We start from the raw sequence: 16,660 nt of genomic DNA on the forward strand, positions 1-16,660 counted from the left end.
CGCTGCGCGGTCAGGGGCGGGGCCTGTCGGGGGCCGAGGCTCAGTCCTCCAGGGACTCGACAGCCTTCTTGAGCGCGTGCAGGAAGAGCACAGCGTCCCGTCCGTTGATCAGGCGGTGGTCATAGGCCAGGCCGATGTTCGCGGCCGTGCCCTCGCTCGGCGCGGTCACCGCCAGCGCGCAGACCGTGCCAGGGAAGACGAACGGGATCGCCAGCACCACGTCCGCGTCGGTGTGCAGAGTGACCACGAAGTTCGCGCCGCCGAGATCGCTCTCCTTGAAACCGCCCGTCGTCGCCGCGACCCGGTACTTCATCAGCTCGGTGGCGATCTCGCCGATCGAACGGGCGGCCGCGTCACGGACGCAGGGGACGTAGAGGCCCTCGCCGAGGTCGACCGTCACGCCGATGTGGGGAGCGTCGGCGAGCAGCGCCGTGGAGCCCACGATGGCGGCGAAGAAGCGCGGGAACTCGCCGTGCAGCGCGGCGACCTGCTCGACGAAGATCTCGGCCAGCCCGACCGGGCGGCGGACCGTGCGCGTCACCGCCCTGGCGTGGGCCAGCGCCGGCCCGAGGTCCATCCGCACCACGGTGTAGGCGGCGGGGATGGTCCGGTGCGAGAGCTCCACGGCGCTGGCGACACCGCGCTGCACCCGGCTCAGCGGGAACCCCGCCGGGGCCTCGCCTTCCGCCTCCTCCTCGTCGACGGCCGGCGCCGAAGGCACGCCAGGCCGCAGCCGTTCGACGTCCCCGGTCCGCACGACGGCGAGGCCCAGCGCCGCGATCTCGGCAGGGGTGACCCCGAGCTCGTCCGCGAGCTGCTGGGCGGCGCGGGTGACCATCGGCCCCGTGCCGATCGAGACGGCAGCTGCAGCGGCGGCCGCAGCCGCACTCGGCGCTGCGGCGGGTGCCGCCGCGTCAAGGATCTCGGCGACGGCCTGGCCGGGCCGACACCAGTCCCCCGCCTTCACGCCGTGGTGCAGCGTGCCCGACGCGTCGGCCTCGAGCTCCTCCGAGGCCTTGCTCGTCTCCACGACCACGACCACGTCGCCCGCCGCGACCGGCGCGCCGTCCGGCACCAGCCACTCCGTCAGCATGTACTCGTCGTCCTGATTGTTGAGCTTGGGTACCCGCAGCTCAGCCACGCAGTGTCTCCCGGATGACGCGGTGGATGGTGGAGGCGTCGACCAGCACGGCCGATTCCAGGTGCGGCGCGGTGGGGATCACCGAGTCCGCGGAGTGGACCAGGGTCACCGGGCCGTCGAGCGCGTCCCAGTGGGCGCGGTGGATCTGGTGGGCCACCTCGGCCCCCCAGGTGCCGCCGCCCGTGCTCTCCTCGACCACGAAGACGCGGCGGGTGCCCGGCGGCAGCTCGAGGCCGAGCGGATAGAGCCGGGAGGGGACCAGCAGCGTGCAGACGATCTCCTCCTCCAGCAGCAGCGAGCTCATCGCGGCCATCGCCCGGTGCGCGACGCCTCCGGGGGCGATGACGACGCAGTCGGGCCGCTCGTCCAAGGAGACCCTGGCCACGCCCGGCGACTGCTCGTCCAGCCGGAACGGCGCCGCCACCTCGTTCATCGGCCGGGTGTAGAGGACCTTGTCCTCGAAGAGCACGCAGGGCTCCTGTCGCGCGAACATCTCGGCGAGGACGGCGGCGTTGTCGCGGAAGGGTGAGACCTCGTAGAGCGCCAGCCCCGGCACACCGATGAAGTGCTTCTGCAGGCTCTGGCTGTGCGTGGGCCCGTAACCGCGGCCGCCGCCCACGGGGCAGCGCACGACCATCCGCATCGGCACCGGCGCGCCGTACATCGACACCGACTTGGCCGCGAAGTTGACCAGTTGATCGAAGGCCAGAGTGACGAAGTCGCCGAACATGATCTCGACGATGGCGCTGTTCCCGGCCAGGGCCAGCCCGGCCGCCACGCCCGTGATCGCGTTCTCGCTGATCGGCGTGGACAGCACCCGGTCGGGGAAGCGGGTGGAGAGCCCCTTGGTGACCTTGAACGCGCCGCCGTAGGGATCGACGACGTCCTCCCCGAGCAGGTACAGCTCAGGATCGCGCTCCATCAGCTCGTGCAACGCGGCGTTCAGGTTCTCGACGACTCTCATGAGGGCTCCCGGGCGACGACGTCCTCGGCGACCGCGTCGACCGCCGCCCGAGCCTCCCGGTCCAGCCGCTGGAAGCGTTCGGGCTCGGCCTCGGCGTAGCGGGCATACCAGTCGACCGCTCGCAGCCGGGCGATCTCCTCCGCCGGGCGGGTGTCGTCGCCCTTGCTGTGCGGGCCGAGCCTGGGCGTGACGAACTCCGCCACCAGCGGCGCGCCCTCGCGGACCGCGCGGACCGCGTCGGCCAGCTGCGCGCGGATCTCGTCCACCTCCATGGACTCGATCCGCCGGTGCTCGACGCCGAAGGCGGCGGCCCGGCCCGCGATGCTGCCCGCCATGCTCCGGGCGATCGGGGTGGACTGCGCGATGCCGTTGTTCTCCACGACGACCAGCAGCGGCAGCCGCCAGAGCGCGGCCAGGTTGAGCGCCTCGTAGACGCCGCCCTCGCCGAAGGTGCCGTCGCCGATGTAGACGCAGGCCAGAGCCCCCGGCTCGGTGCGCCGCAGGTGCAGCGCCACGCCGCAGGCCACCGGCAGGCTCTCGCCCTGGACGCCGGTGGAGAGGTAGCGCTCCCTGCGGATGTGCTGGCTGCCGCCGACGCCCGCGCAGACCGCGCCGCGCCGGCCCATGATCTCCGCCAGCAGCCCCTCGGGGTCGCGGTGGCGGGCCAGGTAGTGGCCGTGGCCACGGTGGTTGCTGAAGACGTGGTCGCGCGCTTCGAGCAGTCCCTCCATGGCGACCGGGACGTACTCCTGTCCCAGGCAGGTGTGGGTGGTCCCGTTGAGCATGCCGCGGCCGAAGAGGTCGAGCAGCTTCTCCTCGAAGGCGCGGATGGTGAGCAACAGGGACAAGTCCTCGTCGCCGGGCGGGCGAACGGCGGCCGCCGCTTCGGTGGTCACCATCATGAGCGGATCACCGCGACGACGCCCGCGACGGTCGGGTTGTCGAAGAAGTCGTCGAGCGAGATCTCGACGTCGAGCTGCTGCTGCATCCGGGCGATGATCTGAGTAATCGTCAACGAGTGGCCGCCGAGATCGAAGATGTCGTCGTCCGGCTCCACGGGCGAGATATCGAGCACCTGCTCCCAGATGGCGCGGATCTGCGCCACCAGCGGGTCGTCGGCCGCGACCGTCGTCTCGGTGACCGCCTCCACGACCGGCGCGGCGGGCAGTGCCACCGGCTCGGCGAAGGGCAGCAGTTCGGCCAGCCGCTGGGTCGGCTGCGCCGCGACGGCGGCCAGCAGCGCGGCCAGGTCGCGCGCGAAGCCCGCCGCGTCAGCGAGTTCGCGCGGGTCGTGACGCAGGCTGGCGACAGCGGAGCCGGACTCGGCCTGGGCGATCTGCAGCTGCAGCGCGCCGCGCACGGTCCCGTTGAAGGCGAGCCACTCCACCTCGCCCAGGCCCTCGACGGAGGCCGCCCCGGCAAGCCGCCGGTAGCTCAGCGAGACCGGCGCGAGCGCGGCGTGCGGCCGCAGCCCGGGTACGGCGCGCGCGAGCGGGACCTCGCGGAAGCGGTAGGCCGCCCGCAGCTCGGCCCGCAGCCCCGCCGCGAACTCGGCGAAGGACGCGTCCGGCGAGGCGGCGGAGAAGAGCGGCAACTCGTTGACGTAGCAGCCGATCCGGTCGGCCTCCGTCTCCGTCCGGATGGAGAGGTCCAGCGCCGTCGCCACCTCGGCGTTGCCGTAGGAGGCGAGCAGCGCGTGCAGGGCGGCGACGAGCGTCTCGAAGCGGGTGAGCCCCGGCAGTTCGGGGATCTCCAGCGCGAACTCCAGCACCTCACCTGCCGTCGCGGCCCGCGAGCGCAGCGTCCCGCCGGGCACCGTGAGCCCCGCGGGCTCGTGCCAGCGCGGGGCCCAGTGGGCGGTGGCCTCGGCAAGCGCAGCCTCGATCCGCTGCCCCCGGCCGTCCGCCTGCTCGGCTGCCGCCGGCTCGCCGAGCGCCTCGCCCCGGAGGGCGGCGGCGAGATCGGCGACGAGCAGGTCCTTGGACAAGCCGTCGAAGACCAGGTGGTGGGCGACGGCGACCAGAGTCCGCTCGCCGACGAGGGCGAAACGCACCAGCGGGCCGCGCTCCAGGTCGAAGGGCTCCGCGACGGCCTCGGCGATCGAGTCCGCCTTGCCCAGCGACGGCTGCTCCACGGCTGGAACGAAGTACGGGACGCCGTCCCGTTCCTCGACCGCGCTACCGAGCAGCGGGTGGCGGGCGACGACCGCGCGGCACGCCTCGGCGAGCGCGCCGGGGTCCGGCGTCTCGGCCAGGGTGATGACGACCGGCATGTGGTACGCGGTCGCCGCGCCGGTCCGGGCGGTGATCCACATCCCGTGCTGGGCGATGGAGAGTCGGCTCACTGGACTACCTCTCGGAGTGCGCGTTTGTCCACCTTGCCGCCGTGGTTGCGGGGCAGGGCGTCGAGCGTGACGAGGTGGTGCGGCATTTCGTGCGGGGCCAGCAGGTCCTTCAGGAAGGCCCGCAGCTCGGCGTGGTCCACCGGACCGACCACGGCGACGGCGACGGCCTTGCCCAGGGAGGGGTGCGGCACCCCGAAGGCGGCCGCCTCGACGACCTGTGGATGCCGGTAGACCGCCTCCTCGACGTGGATCGTCGAGACCTTGTGCGCACCCGACTTGACGACGTCGCTCTCCCGGTCGAGCAGGAACAGATAGCCGTCCCGGTCGAGGTAGCCGAGGTCGCCCATGCGGACCCAGCCGTCCCGGAAGGTCTCGCCGCTGGCGATGCTGTCGCCGTAGTAGCTACGGCTGGCCGTGGGCGAGCGCATCCACACCTCGCCGGTCCCGCCGGTCGGCAACAGCTCGCCCGTCGCGGTGGCGATCCTGACCGCTCCGCCCGAGGTCGGGCGGCCCAGGCTGGAGGGGCGGCTCGGATCGAAGAGCATGACCGTCTGCGCGGGGGCGGCCTCGGTGGAGGTGTAGTAGTTGGCGATGGTCGCCTTCGGGAAGGCGACCATCAGCTCGGCGGCGACCCGGCCCGGCAGCGGCGCGGCGGCGGAGCCGAGCAGCAGCACGCTGGACAAGTCGGCGCGCGTCTGGACACCAGCGGCAAGCATCTCGATGGCCATGGTCGGCACCAGGAAGACCGTGCCGGCGCGGTACTCCTCGATCAGCTTGGCGAAGCGGCCGGGCGTGAAACGCGGCAGGGTGATCACGGTGGGGTGCGCGCCGATGGCGTTGGCGAGCATCCACTGACCGGCATTGGTGCCGATCGGGAAGCCGTGCGCCAGGTGGCGGGAGTGCGCGAAGGGGCGGCGCCGGGCGCCCCAGCCGTAGGCCAGGTTGGCGTGGGTGGCGCCCACGCCCTTGGGGTGTCCGGTGGTTCCCGAGGTGTAGAGGATCTGCGCGAGATCCCCGGCCGCAGGCGTGGGGAGCTCCTGCTCCTCCCCCGCCTGCTCCTTCCCCGCCTCCTCCAGGGCCGGCAGGTCCGCCGGGCGCAGGGTCAACGTGGCGCCGCTGTGGTCGAGCCGGAGGTCGAGATCGGCCGTGCTCAGCTGGTCCGACAGCGGTACCGCGACCGCGCCGGCGGCCAGCGTCCCGATGAAGGCCACCGCGTAGTCGAGCCAGTCCCCGTTGCCGAAGACCAGGCCGATGCGGTCCCCACGGGCGACGCCGCGCCGCCGCAGTCCACGGGCCACCGCGGAGGCGCGATCCGCCCACTCCGCGAAGCCGAGCGCCCCGACTCCGCTGACGACCAGGGCCTCCCGGTCCGGCTGCTCACGAGCGCGGGCGTGCAGAAGTTCGCATAGCGTCGAACTCATCCTGATCCCCCGATGGACAGGTCAAATAGCAAGCAAATAAAGAGAGTTGAGGACACAGAGCAGCTCGGAACGCTGGGCTGGCCGAGGGTTGGTATAGACCATTGACTGGGCGCGCGTCAGTCTGCCATCCTCCCCAGGGCTCGTCAATGCTCGCCGGATCCCGCCGATCTCCTCGGCGCCGGCACCCGCCGCTCGCCCAGTTCTTGGCACGTGCTCGTCCATCACGGGGGACTTTCGTGAAGACCGGACCGCTCTCACTCGGCCAGCAACGCCTGTGGTTCCTCCACGGATTCGATCCGGAGGACCCCTCCCACAACACCGCCTACGCCTACCGGCTGCGCGGCCCGCTCGACTCCGTACGCCTGGCCACCGCCTTCACCGAAGTCGCCGCCCGGCACGGCGCGTTGCGCACCCGCTTCGTCGAGTCCGACGGCCTTCCCCTGGCGGTGGTCGAGGACCCGGCTCCGGTGCGGGTCGAGCAGGTGGACGCCGCCTCGCTCGCGGAGGCGGAGGCGATCGTCGCCGCCCGCACCAACGTCCGCTTCGACCTGTCCGCCGCGCCGCCGTTCGCGGTCACCCTGATCCGGCTGGGCGTGGCCGACCACGTACTGTGTGTGGTGCTGCATCACATCAACGGCGACGGCTGGTCGTTCAACGTGCTGCGCAACGAGGTCGCCGCCGCCTACGCGGGCCGGCCGCTGCCCCCGCAGCCGCTCCAGTACCGGGACGTGGTCGCCAGGAGCGAGGCCGAACCGTCCGGCGACCTGGACTGGTGGGTCGACCGCCTGGCGGGCGCGCCCGTGCTGGAGCTGCCGACCGACCGGCCCCGCCCGCCCCAGCGCAGCGCCGTCGGCGAAGAGGTCCGCTTCCCCCTCCCGCCCGAGCTGCTCGCGGGCGTCCGCAGCCTGGCCAGGCAGACCCGCTGCACCCCGTACATGGTGCTGCTGGCCGCCTACCAGGTGCTGCTCTCGCGGCACAGCGGGCAGCGCGACTTCTGCCTGGGCGCCCCCTCGGCCGGACGCGGCCGCCCCGAACTCGAGGGCGTGATCGGCTTCCTGTCGACCACCATGGTGCTGCGCTGCGACCTCACCGAGGACCCGGCCTTCACCGATCTGCTGCGGGTCACCCGCACGAACGTGCTCTCCGCGCTCGCGCATCCGGACACACAATTCGAGCAGCTGGTCGGCGCGCTGCACATCGACCGCGACCTCAGCCGCACGGCCCTGTTCCAGTCGATCTTCGCGCTGCACACCCAGGGCGAGGTGCACGATCCGCTGCCGGGGCTGCAGGCGGACCCCTTCCCGCTCAGCTGGCACCCGGCCCGCTGCGACCTCTCCCTCGACCTCTACGAGCAGCCGGGCGACGAGTTGCTCGGGGTCCTCATCTACAGCGCCGAGCTCTTCGACCACGCCACCGCCGAGCGACTGGCACAGCGCTACCTTCGGCTGCTCGAATCGGCCCTCGCCGAGCCGACCGCGCCGGTCAGCCGCCTGGACCTGCTTCCCGATGCCGAGCAGCGCGAACTCGACGCCTGGAACGACACCGCCCTCGACCTCCCGCCGGTCACCCTCGTCGACCTGGTCCTCGCCCAGGCCGAGGCCACGCCGGACGCCCTCGCCGTGGTCCACGACCCGACGTACGCGCCGACGACCGTCCCGGCAGACCCTGCCAACCCTGCCGACCCCGTCGACCCGAGGCCGCGCGTCGAGCTCAGCTATCGCGCCCTGGTCGGCGCCGCCGCCGGGCTGGCCCGCGAGCTGACCGCACGCGGCATCGGCCCCGGCTCGGTCGTCGCGGTGCGCAGCTCACGCCGCGCGGAGATGGTCGTCGCCCTGCTCGGCACCGCGCTCACCGGCGCGGCCTACGTGCCGGTCGACCCCGACTACCCCGAGGCCCGGGTGGCCTACGTGATCGAGGACTCCGGCGCCGCGCTGGTCCTGGGCGACGCCGATCTCAACCACGTCCTCGACCCGGCTCGCGCCGCGTCCTGGACCGACCTGCGCCGACCCACCCCCGAGCAGCCCGCGTACCTGCTCTACACCTCCGGCTCGACCGGCAACCCCAAGGGGGTTGTCGTCCCCCACCGGGCGCTGACCAACTTCCTCTTCGCGATGCGTGAGCTGATCGGCGCGGGGCCCGAGCACCGCTGGCTCGCGCTCACCTCGCTCTCCTTCGACATCTCAGCACTGGAGCTCTACCTCCCGCTGGTCACCGGCGGCCGTGTGGTCGTCGCCGACCGGGAGACCGCCCTCGACGGCGCGGACCTGGCCCGGCTGATCCGCACCGAGGGCGTCAGCCACGTGCAGGCGACGCCCTCGGGATGGCGGGTCCTCCTCACCGGCGACATCCCCCCGCTCACCGCGCTGGCCGGCGGCGAGCCGCTGCCGCTCAAGCTCGGCACCGAGCTGCGCGCCCGGGTCGCCCGGCTGGTCAACGTCTACGGTCCGACCGAGACCACGATCTGGTCCACCGCCTGGGAGGTTCCCGAGCAGCCCGACCGGGTCGCCATCGGCGGGCCGATCGCCAACACCACCGTCCACGTGGTCGACGAGCGCGACGCCCGGACGCCGATCGGCGTCCCCGGCGAGCTGCTCATCGGCGGCCTCGGCGTGGCCGACGGCTACCTCGGCCGTCCTGAACTGACCGCCGAACGCTTCGTCGAGCGCCACGGCGAACGCGTCTACCGCACCGGCGACCTGGTCCGCTGGCAGGCCGACGGTTCGCTGGAGTACGTCGGCCGCACCGACAACCAGGTCAAGCTGCGCGGGCACCGGATCGAGCTCGGCGAGATCGGCGCGGCCCTGGAGACGCACCCGGGGGTGCGCCAGGCCGTCGCCGGTGTCCAGGACGAACGCCTGGTCGCCTTCTACGTCGCCTCGTCGGGAGCCGAGCCCGGGGCCGTCCCGGACGAGGAGGCGCTCCGCGTCCACCTCGTCGACCGGCTGCCGATCTACCTGGTCCCCGCGCTCTACCTGCGCCTGGACGCCCTGCCGTTGACGCCCAACGGCAAGGTCGACCGCAAGGCCCTCCCCTACCCGCAGACCGTCTCCCGTTCGGTCGGGCGCCCGCCGCGCACCGAGCACGAGCTCGTCGTCGCCGAGGTCTTCCGCGAGGTCCTGGACCTGACCGAGGTCCGCGCCGACGACGACTTCTTCGCGCTGGGCGGCCACTCACTGCGCGCCGCCATGGTCGCCGCCCGGCTCTCCGCGCTGACCGGCACGCCCGTCCCGGTGAGCGAGCTGTTCCGGCGGTCCACCGTCGAGGCGCTGGCGCTGCACCTCTCCACCGCCACACCCGAGGGCGCCGCCGCGCCGGGACCCCGCCCGCGCCCCGAGGGCACGCCGCCGCCGCTGTCGTTCAGTCAGGAGCGCCTCTGGTTCCTGCACCGGCTCGACCCCGACGACGCCGCCTACAACATGTGGCTGGTCAAGCGGTTGCGCGGACCGCTCGACGAGGAGGCGCTGAGCCGCGCCCTGGACGGGACTGTCGCCCGCCACGAGACGCTGCGCACCCGCTATCCGGAGGTCGACGGCGCTCCGGTCGCCGTGGTCGAGCCGGCCGGTCCGGTCCCCTGGGAGCGGCTGACGGCGGCGGACACCGAGGCCGCCGAGGCCCTGGTCGCGGACCGGACCAACGCGCCCTTCGGCCTCGCCGATGCGCCGCCGCTGCGCGCCTGCCTGATCCGCCTGGGCCAGGACGACCACGTGATCCTGCTGGTGATGCACCACATCCTCGGCGACGGCTGGTCCCTCAACCTGCTCTACGAGGAGCTGGCGGCACGCTACGCGGGTGAGGAACCGTCGCCGCTCGTCCTCCAGTTCGGCGACATCGCTCGCTGGGAGCGCGAGCAGGACACGAGCGACGGACTGGCCTATTGGCAGGACCGGCTGGCCGACCCGGCCCAGCTGGAGTTCCCCGTCGACCGGCCGCGCAGCGACGTGCCCAGGCGTCGGGGCGCACTGGTCGAGGTCCCGCTCGCCCCCGAGGCCGCCGCCCGGCTGACCGAGCTGGGCCGGGAGCGCAAGTGCACGCTCTTCATGGTCCTGCTCGCCGCCTACCAGGTGCTGCTGGCTCGGCACACCGGCGTGGACGACATCCTGGTCGGCACGGCGACGGCGGGACGCGACCGGCTCGAAGTCGAGCCCGTCATCGGCTACCTGACCGACGTCCTGGTCCTGCGCGGCGACCTGTCGGCCGACCCGACCTTCGGCGACCTGCTGGAGCAGACCCGCACCGACGTCCTGGGCGCCTTCGCGCACCAGACCATCCCCTTCGAGCACCTGGTCGCCCAACTCCGGCTGGGCCGCGACCTCTCCCGCACCCCCCTCTTCCAGACCATGGCGATCCTGCACAGCCAGGGCTCCGAGCACGGGGCGGACGCCTTCCCCGGCCTGGTGGCCGAGTGGTTCGCCCACGGCTTCCAGCAGGCCAAGTTCGAGCTGATGCTGGAGGTCTGGCAGAACGAGTCGGCGCTGGTCCCCACCCTGGTCTACGACGCCTCACTCCTCGACGAATCGACGGCCCGCCGGCTGGCCGACCGCCTTGCGCAGCTGCTGCGGGCGGTGCCCGATCACCTCGACACCCGGCTCTCCCAGCTTCCCCTGCTGGTCGAGAACGACACGACGGTGCTGGAGGGTCCAGGGCTGGACGAACCGCGACGAGTGCTCGACCTCTTCGCGGCGCAGGTGCGCGCCCGCCCCGACGCGGTCGCGGTTTCCTGCGGCGGCCGGCAGCTGACGTACGCCGAGCTGGACTGCCGGGCCGCCGAACTCGCGGCGGACCTGCCCGGCGGTGGGGTCGTCGGCATCCGGCTGGGCCGCAGCTGCGACGCCGTCGCCGCGCTGCTCGCGGTCTGGCGCGCCGGCAGTGCCTACCTGCCGCTGGACCCCGACTACCCCGAGCAGCGCCTCGCCTTCATGGCGGCCGACAGCGGCGCGTCCACCGTGCTGACCCCGCAGGGGCCGGTCGCGCTGGAGGGCTCGCGGAGCTGCCCGGACGGCGCGTATGTCATCTACACCTCCGGATCGACCGGCATGCCGAAGGGCGTGCTTATCGGGCACGAGGCGCTGGCCGCCCGGGTGGCCTGGATGTGCGAGGCCTACGAACTGGGTCCGGACGACCGGGTCGTGCAGTTCGCCTCGCTCAGCTTCGACGCGCACGTCGAGGAGATCTTCCCGGCGCTGGCCACCGGCGCGCGGCTGGAGCTGCTCCCCGAGGGCGCGGTCACGCTCACCGAGCACCTCGACGGCGCCACCGTCCTCGACCTGCCCACCGCCTACTGGCACCAGCTGGTGGACGAGATCGACCGGATCGCCTGGCCGGAGACGCTCCGCCTGGTCATCCTCGGCGGCGAGCAGGTGCAGGCGTCCGCCGTGGCGCGCTGGCGGGACCGCTTCGGCGACAGGGTCCGGCTGGTCAACACCTACGGGCCGACCGAGGCCACCGTCATCGCCACCGCAGCCGAGCTGACCGGAGCCTCGCCCGCGTCGGGCCGGCCGCCGATCGGCCGGCCCATCGGCGGGACCACGGTCAGGCTGCTCGGCGCGCACGGCGAGCCGGTCCCGCCGGGTGCGCCAGGCGAGCTGTGCATCGGCGGCGTCGGTCTGGCCGAGGGCTACCTGGACCGGCCGGAACTGACCGCCGAGCGCTTCCCCGTCGTGGACGGCGAGCGGCTCTACCGCAGCGGCGACCTGGCCAGGCTGCTCCCCGACGGGCAGCTGGAGTTCCTCGGCCGCCGCGACGACCAGGTCAAGGTACGCGGATTCCGGATCGAGCCGGGCGAGATCGAGGCCCGCCTCGGCGGCCGCGGCGCGGTCGCCGTGCGCGGCGACACGCTGATCGGCTACACCGTCGGCGACCCGGAGCCGCTGGCGGAGGAGCTGCGCGCGGTGCTGCCCGGCCACCTGGTGCCGACGGTCTGGGTCCGCCTGGACGCGCTACCGCTGACGCCCAACGGCAAGCTCGACCGCGCGGCACTGCCCGAACCGACCCTGGTCCGCGAGCTGGTGGCCCCGCGCACCGACGCCGAGGAGCTGGTCGCGGAGGTCTTCGCCGAGGTGCTGGGCATCGCCGAGGTCGGCGCGCTGGACGACTTCTTCGCCCTCGGCGGTCACTCGCTGCTCGCCGTCAAGGTGATCTCCCGCCTGCGCGCCGCCACCGACGTGGACCTGCCGGTCCGCACCCTTTTCGACCTCGGCACTGTAGCGGGCATCGCCGAGGCGCTGGAGCGGCAGCTGCTCGCCGAGATCGACGGGCTCACCGAGGCGGAGGCGGAAGCGCTGTTGGCCCAGGAGGCGGCGGAGTGACAGAACGACACCGGACGGACAGCGGAACAGAGACAGCGGAACAGAGGAGACCGGCATGACGGACAGCAGCATCAGGGAGCGGATCTCCCTCCTCGTCGAGGAGTGCTCCGACGGCTCCCTCCGGGCCGCCGAGGTGCGCGACACCTCCGCGCTGCTCTCGGAGCTCGGCCTGAGCTCCCTCGCCCGGATGCGTCTGATCGACGCTGTGGAGGCCGAGTTCGAGGTCGAGATCGACCTGGACGAGCGAGGCTGGGACCTGGTGGACGACCCTGACGCGCTGGCGACCCACCTTGCCGAACGACTGACCGCACGATGACCGCCGTCACGACGACTGCCGAGGCGGCCGTAGCATTCGCCGCCCCGGATCACGGCAGCGCCGCGCTCACCTGGGGACAGCGCGCCATCTGGGAGGCGATCAGGAACACGGCGCCGGACGACCACTACTTCAACTTCGGCCGCGTGCTCAAGGTCCCGGGCCGCCGCGGCACCGCCGAGATCCTGGCGGCCCTCGCCGAACTCCCGGTGCTGCACGGCTCCTTGCGCACGCGGCTGGACCTCGGCGGCACGGAGCCGAGGCAGCGTCTCGAGCAGCACGGCACGCTGCCGGTGCTGCTCACCGAGGGAGACCCCGACCAGGTGCTCGCCGCCCTGACCGCCGAACGCTTCGACTACGAGGCCGAATGGCCGCTGCGGATCGCCCTGGTTCGGCAGGGGGAACAGGTCACCCATGTCGTACTGGCCTTCTGTCACCTGGCCGCCGACGGCCTGGGATCGGAGATCGCCGTGCGAGATCTGCGGATGCTGATCCTGCGCGGCCGGCCCGGCGGCGCGCCCGCGCCGCGTCCGCTCGATCTGGCCGACTGGCAGGAGTCGGCGGAGGGCCGCAGGGTAGCCCGGCGTGCGGCGGAGCTGTGGGAGGCCGTGCCGCCCGGGGTGATGTTCGACGGCGAGGCCGGAACCCCGGCCGAGCCGCCCATCTGGCGCGCCCAGCTCGTCTCGCCCGCACTGGATCTCGCGGCGCGTCGTATCGCCGCCGCCCACCGGACCACGACCTCGACGGTGCTGCTGGCGGCGACCGCCGCTCTGGTCGGCCGGGCCACCGGACGCGAGCGGTGCACGATCCTGCCCATCGTCAACAACCGCTTCCGCAGGGACACCGCCCGCCTGGTGAGCACGCTCTCCCAGGAGGGGGCCTTCTCGCTGGACGGCGTGGACCGTCCCTTCGGGGAGCTGCTGCACGCGGCGGACGCCGCGGCGCTGCGCGCCTACCGCAGCGCCTTCCACGACCCGAGGGACCGCGCGGCGGGCGCGTGGACGCAGCCGCTGTGCTGCTTCAACGACATGCGCTTCGCCGATCCCGGCCCGTCCGTCGGCGACCCCGCGGCGATCCGCGCAGCGCTGGGGGCGAGCGAACTGAGCTGGCCGCTGAGCCAGTCCAAGCTCAACTGCCGGATCTGCGTGCACGTCTCGACGTCTCCCGAGGGCTCGCTGGAGCTGTCGCTGACGGCGGACACCGCGTACCTCTCCCGCGCCGCGATGGAGCAGTCGCTGCGCGAACTGGAGTCGCTCGTCGTCGCGGAAGGCCTCCGTCCGAGCTGAGGAACTCGGACGCGACCTGGTGACGTGAGCGCGACGAGGGTCTACATTCCCCTAGATCGATTTAGATCAACAGAGTGTCAATTGGTCACGGGGAGCCGCCGTTTATGTCCGATTTGCCAACTCGTCCGCTACCGCTCGTCACGCCGGTGCGCGTGATCTGCGCGATCCTCCTGGTGGCGCCATTCGTGGCGCTGCTCTGGGTCAACTCCTATGCCCGGCTGACGCCCGCCTTCATCGGGATTCCCTTCTTCTACTGGTACCAGCTGATGTGGGTGGTCCTGTCCGCCCTGATGACCGGTCTCGCGTACGTGCTGTTCACCCGCGAGGAGAAGCAGCGCAAGGCGTTCCGTGCGCAGGTCTCCCACGCTCAGGTCCCCGGAGGTGAGGGCGAGTGAAGACCGACTGGGTCGCGCTGACCGTCTTCCTGTTCTTCTTCGCTCTCGTGACCGCCATCGGCTTCGTCGCCGCGCGCTGGCGTCGCGCCGAGAACGCGCACCACCTGGACGAGTGGGGCCTCGGCGGGCGCAGCTTCGGCACGGTGGTGAGCTGGTTCCTGCTCGGCGGGGACCTCTACACCGCGTACACCTTCATCGCCGTCCCTGCGCTGGTCTACGCCGTGGGCGCGGCGGGCTTCTGGGCCGTGCCCTACACGATCATCGCCTGGCCGCTGGTCTTCCTCTTCCTGCCCCGGCTCTGGTCGGTGGCGCGCAGCAAGGGCTACGTCACCCTCGCCGACTTCGCCCGCGGCCGCTACGGCAGCAAGAGCGTGGCGCTGGCGGTCGCGGTCACCGGCATCGTCGCCACGATGCCGTACATCGCCCTGCAACTCGTGGGCATCCAGGCGGTGCTGACCACGATGCACATCGGCGGCAGCAGCGGCTTGGGCAAGGACCTGCCGCTGCTGATCGCCTTCGCGGTGCTCGCGGCCTACACCTACAGCTCGGGCCTGCGGGCACCGGCGCTGATCGCCTTCGTCAAGGACACGCTGATCTACATCGTGATCATCGTGGCGATCATCTACATCCCGATCCGACTGGGCGGCTACGGCCACATCTTCCACGACGCCGCGACGGCGCTGGCGAAGACCAGCCCGGCCACCGGGAAGCCGCGCGGCACCATGGTCTCCGCCCCGCAGGCGCAGGTCGCCTACGCGACCCTCGCGCTCGGCTCGGCGATGGCACTGTTCATGTACCCGCACTCGGCGACCGGCGTGATGGCGGCCAAGGACCGGCTCACCGTACGGCGCAACCTGGCGATCATGCCGGCCTATTCGCTGATGCTCGGGCTGCTGCTGATGCTGGGCTTCATGGCGATCTCCGCCGGCGTGGGCAAGGGCGTCACGGGCTTCGACAAGAACCTGGCCATCCCGCAGCTGTTCCAGCAGATGTTCCCGAGCTGGTTCGCAGGCGTGGCCTTCGCCGCCATCGGCATCGGCGCGCTGGTCCCTGCCGCGATCATGTCGATCGCCGCGGCGAACCTGTTCACCCGGAACATCTACAAGGAGTTCTTCAAGCCGGACGCGACGGCCGCGCAGGAGACCAAGGTCGCCAAGTTGGTCTCACTGGTGGTCAAGGTCGGCGCCCTCGGCTTCGTGCTCGGTATCGACCAGTCCTTCTCCGTGAACCTGCAGCTGCTGGGCGGTATCTGGATCCTGCAGACCTTCCCGGCCATCGTGGGCGGACTGTTCACGCGGTGGTTCCACCGCTGGGGTCTGCTGGCGGGCTGGGCGGCCGGCATGGCCTACGGCACCTATGAGACCTACGGCCTCGCCGCGGCAGGCAAGCCGCACTCGCACTTCGGCGACAGCAAGGCGAACATCCCCTGGATCAACCACATCGGCTATATCGGGATCACGGCGCTCGCACTGAACGTCGCGGTCGCCGTCGTGCTGACGCTGGCGCTGCGCGCGATCAAGTCGCCGGAAGGCACGGACGAGACGGTTCCCGCCGATTACACGGCGGATGTGGACCAGACGGAGCACACGCCTCCCGTGATCGCCCCCGTCACCACCTGATGCGCCCTTAGAACGGGCGGCCCGCTCCCGCACACTGGGACGGCGGCCCGTTTCGCATTCCGGCGACGGGCAGGTCGATCCCCAGGGGGCGCGACGTGGCACTGACCGACCAGAACCCGAAGGCACAGCGGACGGCACCGCGCCGGCTCTTCCCCGGCCTGCCGGGGCCGCTGACGCTGACCGCCGTCCGGCACGGCCAGAGCACCGCGAACGCCGCGTTCCACGCGGCCGAGGCGGTGGGCGCGCTGGACGTGGGCATCAGCTGCCGCGACGCCGACCTCTCGCTGACGACGCTCGGCCGCGACGAGGCCCGCGCGCTCGGCCGCTGGCTGGCCACGCGGGACGGCGACGGCCTGCCGCAGAGCCTCTGGGTCTCACCCTACCTGCGCACCCAGGAGACGGCGGAGCTGGTCGTCGAGGAGCTGGACCGGGCCGGCCTGCCGCTGCCCGAGCTCTGCACCGACGAGCGGCTGCGCGACCGTGAGCTTGGCGTCCTGGAGATGCTCACCTCGGCGGCGATCGAGCTCCGCCACCCGGCGGAGGCCGCGCGCCGCCGCCTGCTCGGCGAACTGCGCTGGCGCCCGCCGGGCGGCGAGTCCCACTCCGACGTGGCCCTCCGCCTGCGCAGCGCGCTCCGCGACCTCTACGAGGCGGAGGGCAATCGGCGGGTCCTGATCGTCGCCCACGACGCGGTGGTCCTGCTGCTCCGCCACATCATCGACGACCTCCAGGAGGGCGAGCTGATGGATCTGGCCCGCACCGGCGCGGTCTCCAACACCTCCGTCACCCGCTGGATCCGCGACGCCAAGGGCGCCCTCACCCTCGACCGCTGGAACGTCCGCCCCCACCTGGACTGAGCGGCTCAGTGCGGC

General features: G+C 72.5%; 11 protein-coding genes. 6 read left to right on the plus strand and 5 right to left on the minus strand.

Features of this window, described 5'->3' with window-relative positions; translation table 11 throughout:
* Positions 1–40: 40 nt before the first annotated feature.
* From ABIA32_RS10240 to ABIA32_RS10260, 5 genes are read right to left on the minus strand one after another with little or no spacing between them, the layout of a single operon-like run.
* The gene (locus tag ABIA32_RS10240) at positions 41–1,141 is read right to left on the minus strand and encodes a 2-oxo acid dehydrogenase subunit E2 (RefSeq protein ID WP_370093681.1); all 1,101 of its coding nucleotides are present in this window, start codon (positions 1,139–1,141) and stop codon (positions 41–43) included.
* On the minus strand, positions 1,134–2,105 hold the full coding sequence (locus ABIA32_RS10245) for an alpha-ketoacid dehydrogenase subunit beta (RefSeq protein ID WP_370093682.1): 972 nt from the start codon (positions 2,103–2,105) through the stop codon (positions 1,134–1,136). Before ABIA32_RS10245 ends, ABIA32_RS10240 begins: the two co-directional genes overlap by 8 nt.
* On the minus strand, positions 2,102–3,007 hold the full coding sequence (locus tag ABIA32_RS10250; protein ID WP_370093683.1) for a thiamine pyrophosphate-dependent dehydrogenase E1 component subunit alpha: 906 nt from the start codon (positions 3,005–3,007) through the stop codon (positions 2,102–2,104). The genes ABIA32_RS10245 and ABIA32_RS10250 overlap by 4 nt, the downstream gene beginning before the upstream one ends.
* A complete protein-coding gene (locus tag ABIA32_RS10255; protein ID WP_370093684.1) occupies positions 3,004–4,449 on the minus strand; it encodes a condensation domain-containing protein in 1,446 nt (481 codons plus the stop codon). The genes ABIA32_RS10250 and ABIA32_RS10255 overlap by 4 nt, the downstream gene beginning before the upstream one ends.
* Positions 4,446–5,870 (minus strand): class I adenylate-forming enzyme family protein, encoded by a 1,425-nt coding sequence (locus ABIA32_RS10260; protein ID WP_370093685.1) that lies wholly within the window; start codon positions 5,868–5,870, stop codon positions 4,446–4,448. Before ABIA32_RS10260 ends, ABIA32_RS10255 begins: the two co-directional genes overlap by 4 nt.
* Positions 5,871–6,106: 236 nt before the next feature.
* Between ABIA32_RS10260 and ABIA32_RS10265 the strand changes: the two genes are divergently transcribed.
* The 6 genes from ABIA32_RS10265 to ABIA32_RS10290 all read left to right on the plus strand — a co-directional run bounded on the left by ABIA32_RS10265 (position 6,107) and on the right by ABIA32_RS10290 (position 16,645).
* Positions 6,107–12,175, plus strand: a complete 6,069-nt coding sequence (locus ABIA32_RS10265) for an amino acid adenylation domain-containing protein (protein ID WP_370093686.1) — start codon at positions 6,107–6,109, stop codon at positions 12,173–12,175.
* A 55-nt stretch (positions 12,176–12,230) separates the two neighbouring features.
* A complete protein-coding gene (locus ABIA32_RS10270; RefSeq protein WP_370093687.1) occupies positions 12,231–12,491 on the plus strand; it encodes a phosphopantetheine-binding protein in 261 nt (86 codons plus the stop codon).
* A complete protein-coding gene (locus ABIA32_RS10275) occupies positions 12,488–13,774 on the plus strand; it encodes a condensation domain-containing protein (RefSeq protein ID WP_370093688.1) in 1,287 nt (428 codons plus the stop codon). Before ABIA32_RS10270 ends, ABIA32_RS10275 begins: the two co-directional genes overlap by 4 nt.
* Before the next feature lie 104 nt (positions 13,775–13,878).
* Entirely contained in the window at positions 13,879–14,169 is a 291-nt protein-coding gene (locus tag ABIA32_RS10280) for a DUF3311 domain-containing protein (protein WP_370093689.1), read from the plus strand.
* A complete protein-coding gene (mctP, locus tag ABIA32_RS10285; protein WP_370093690.1) occupies positions 14,166–15,788 on the plus strand; it encodes a monocarboxylate uptake permease MctP in 1,623 nt (540 codons plus the stop codon). Before ABIA32_RS10280 ends, mctP begins: the two co-directional genes overlap by 4 nt.
* 95 nt (positions 15,789–15,883) lie before the next feature.
* Positions 15,884–16,645: a histidine phosphatase family protein gene (locus ABIA32_RS10290; protein ID WP_370093691.1), complete on the plus strand. Its 762-nt coding sequence runs from the start codon at positions 15,884–15,886 to the stop codon at positions 16,643–16,645.
* Positions 16,646–16,660 lie beyond the last annotated feature (15 nt).

Source organism: Streptacidiphilus sp. MAP12-20 (assembly GCF_041262525.1).
Lineage (GTDB): Bacteria > Actinomycetota > Actinomycetes > Streptomycetales > Streptomycetaceae > Streptacidiphilus.

Bases quoted from the DNA above. Each gene is read 5' to 3' on its own strand.
- ABIA32_RS10260 (WP_370093685.1), bottom strand. From the start codon at position 5,870: ATGAGTTCGACGCTATGCGAACTTCTGCACGCCCGCGCTCGTGAGCAG.
- ABIA32_RS10280 (WP_370093689.1), top strand. From the start codon at position 13,879: ATGTCCGATTTGCCAACTCGTCCGCTACCGCTCGTCACGCCGGTGCGC.
- ABIA32_RS10250 (WP_370093683.1), bottom strand. From the start codon at position 3,007: ATGATGGTGACCACCGAAGCGGCGGCCGCCGTTCGCCCGCCCGGCGAC.
- ABIA32_RS10270 (WP_370093687.1), top strand. From the start codon at position 12,231: ATGACGGACAGCAGCATCAGGGAGCGGATCTCCCTCCTCGTCGAGGAG.
- ABIA32_RS10275 (WP_370093688.1), top strand. From the start codon at position 12,488: ATGACCGCCGTCACGACGACTGCCGAGGCGGCCGTAGCATTCGCCGCC.
- ABIA32_RS10245 (WP_370093682.1), bottom strand. From the start codon at position 2,105: ATGAGAGTCGTCGAGAACCTGAACGCCGCGTTGCACGAGCTGATGGAG.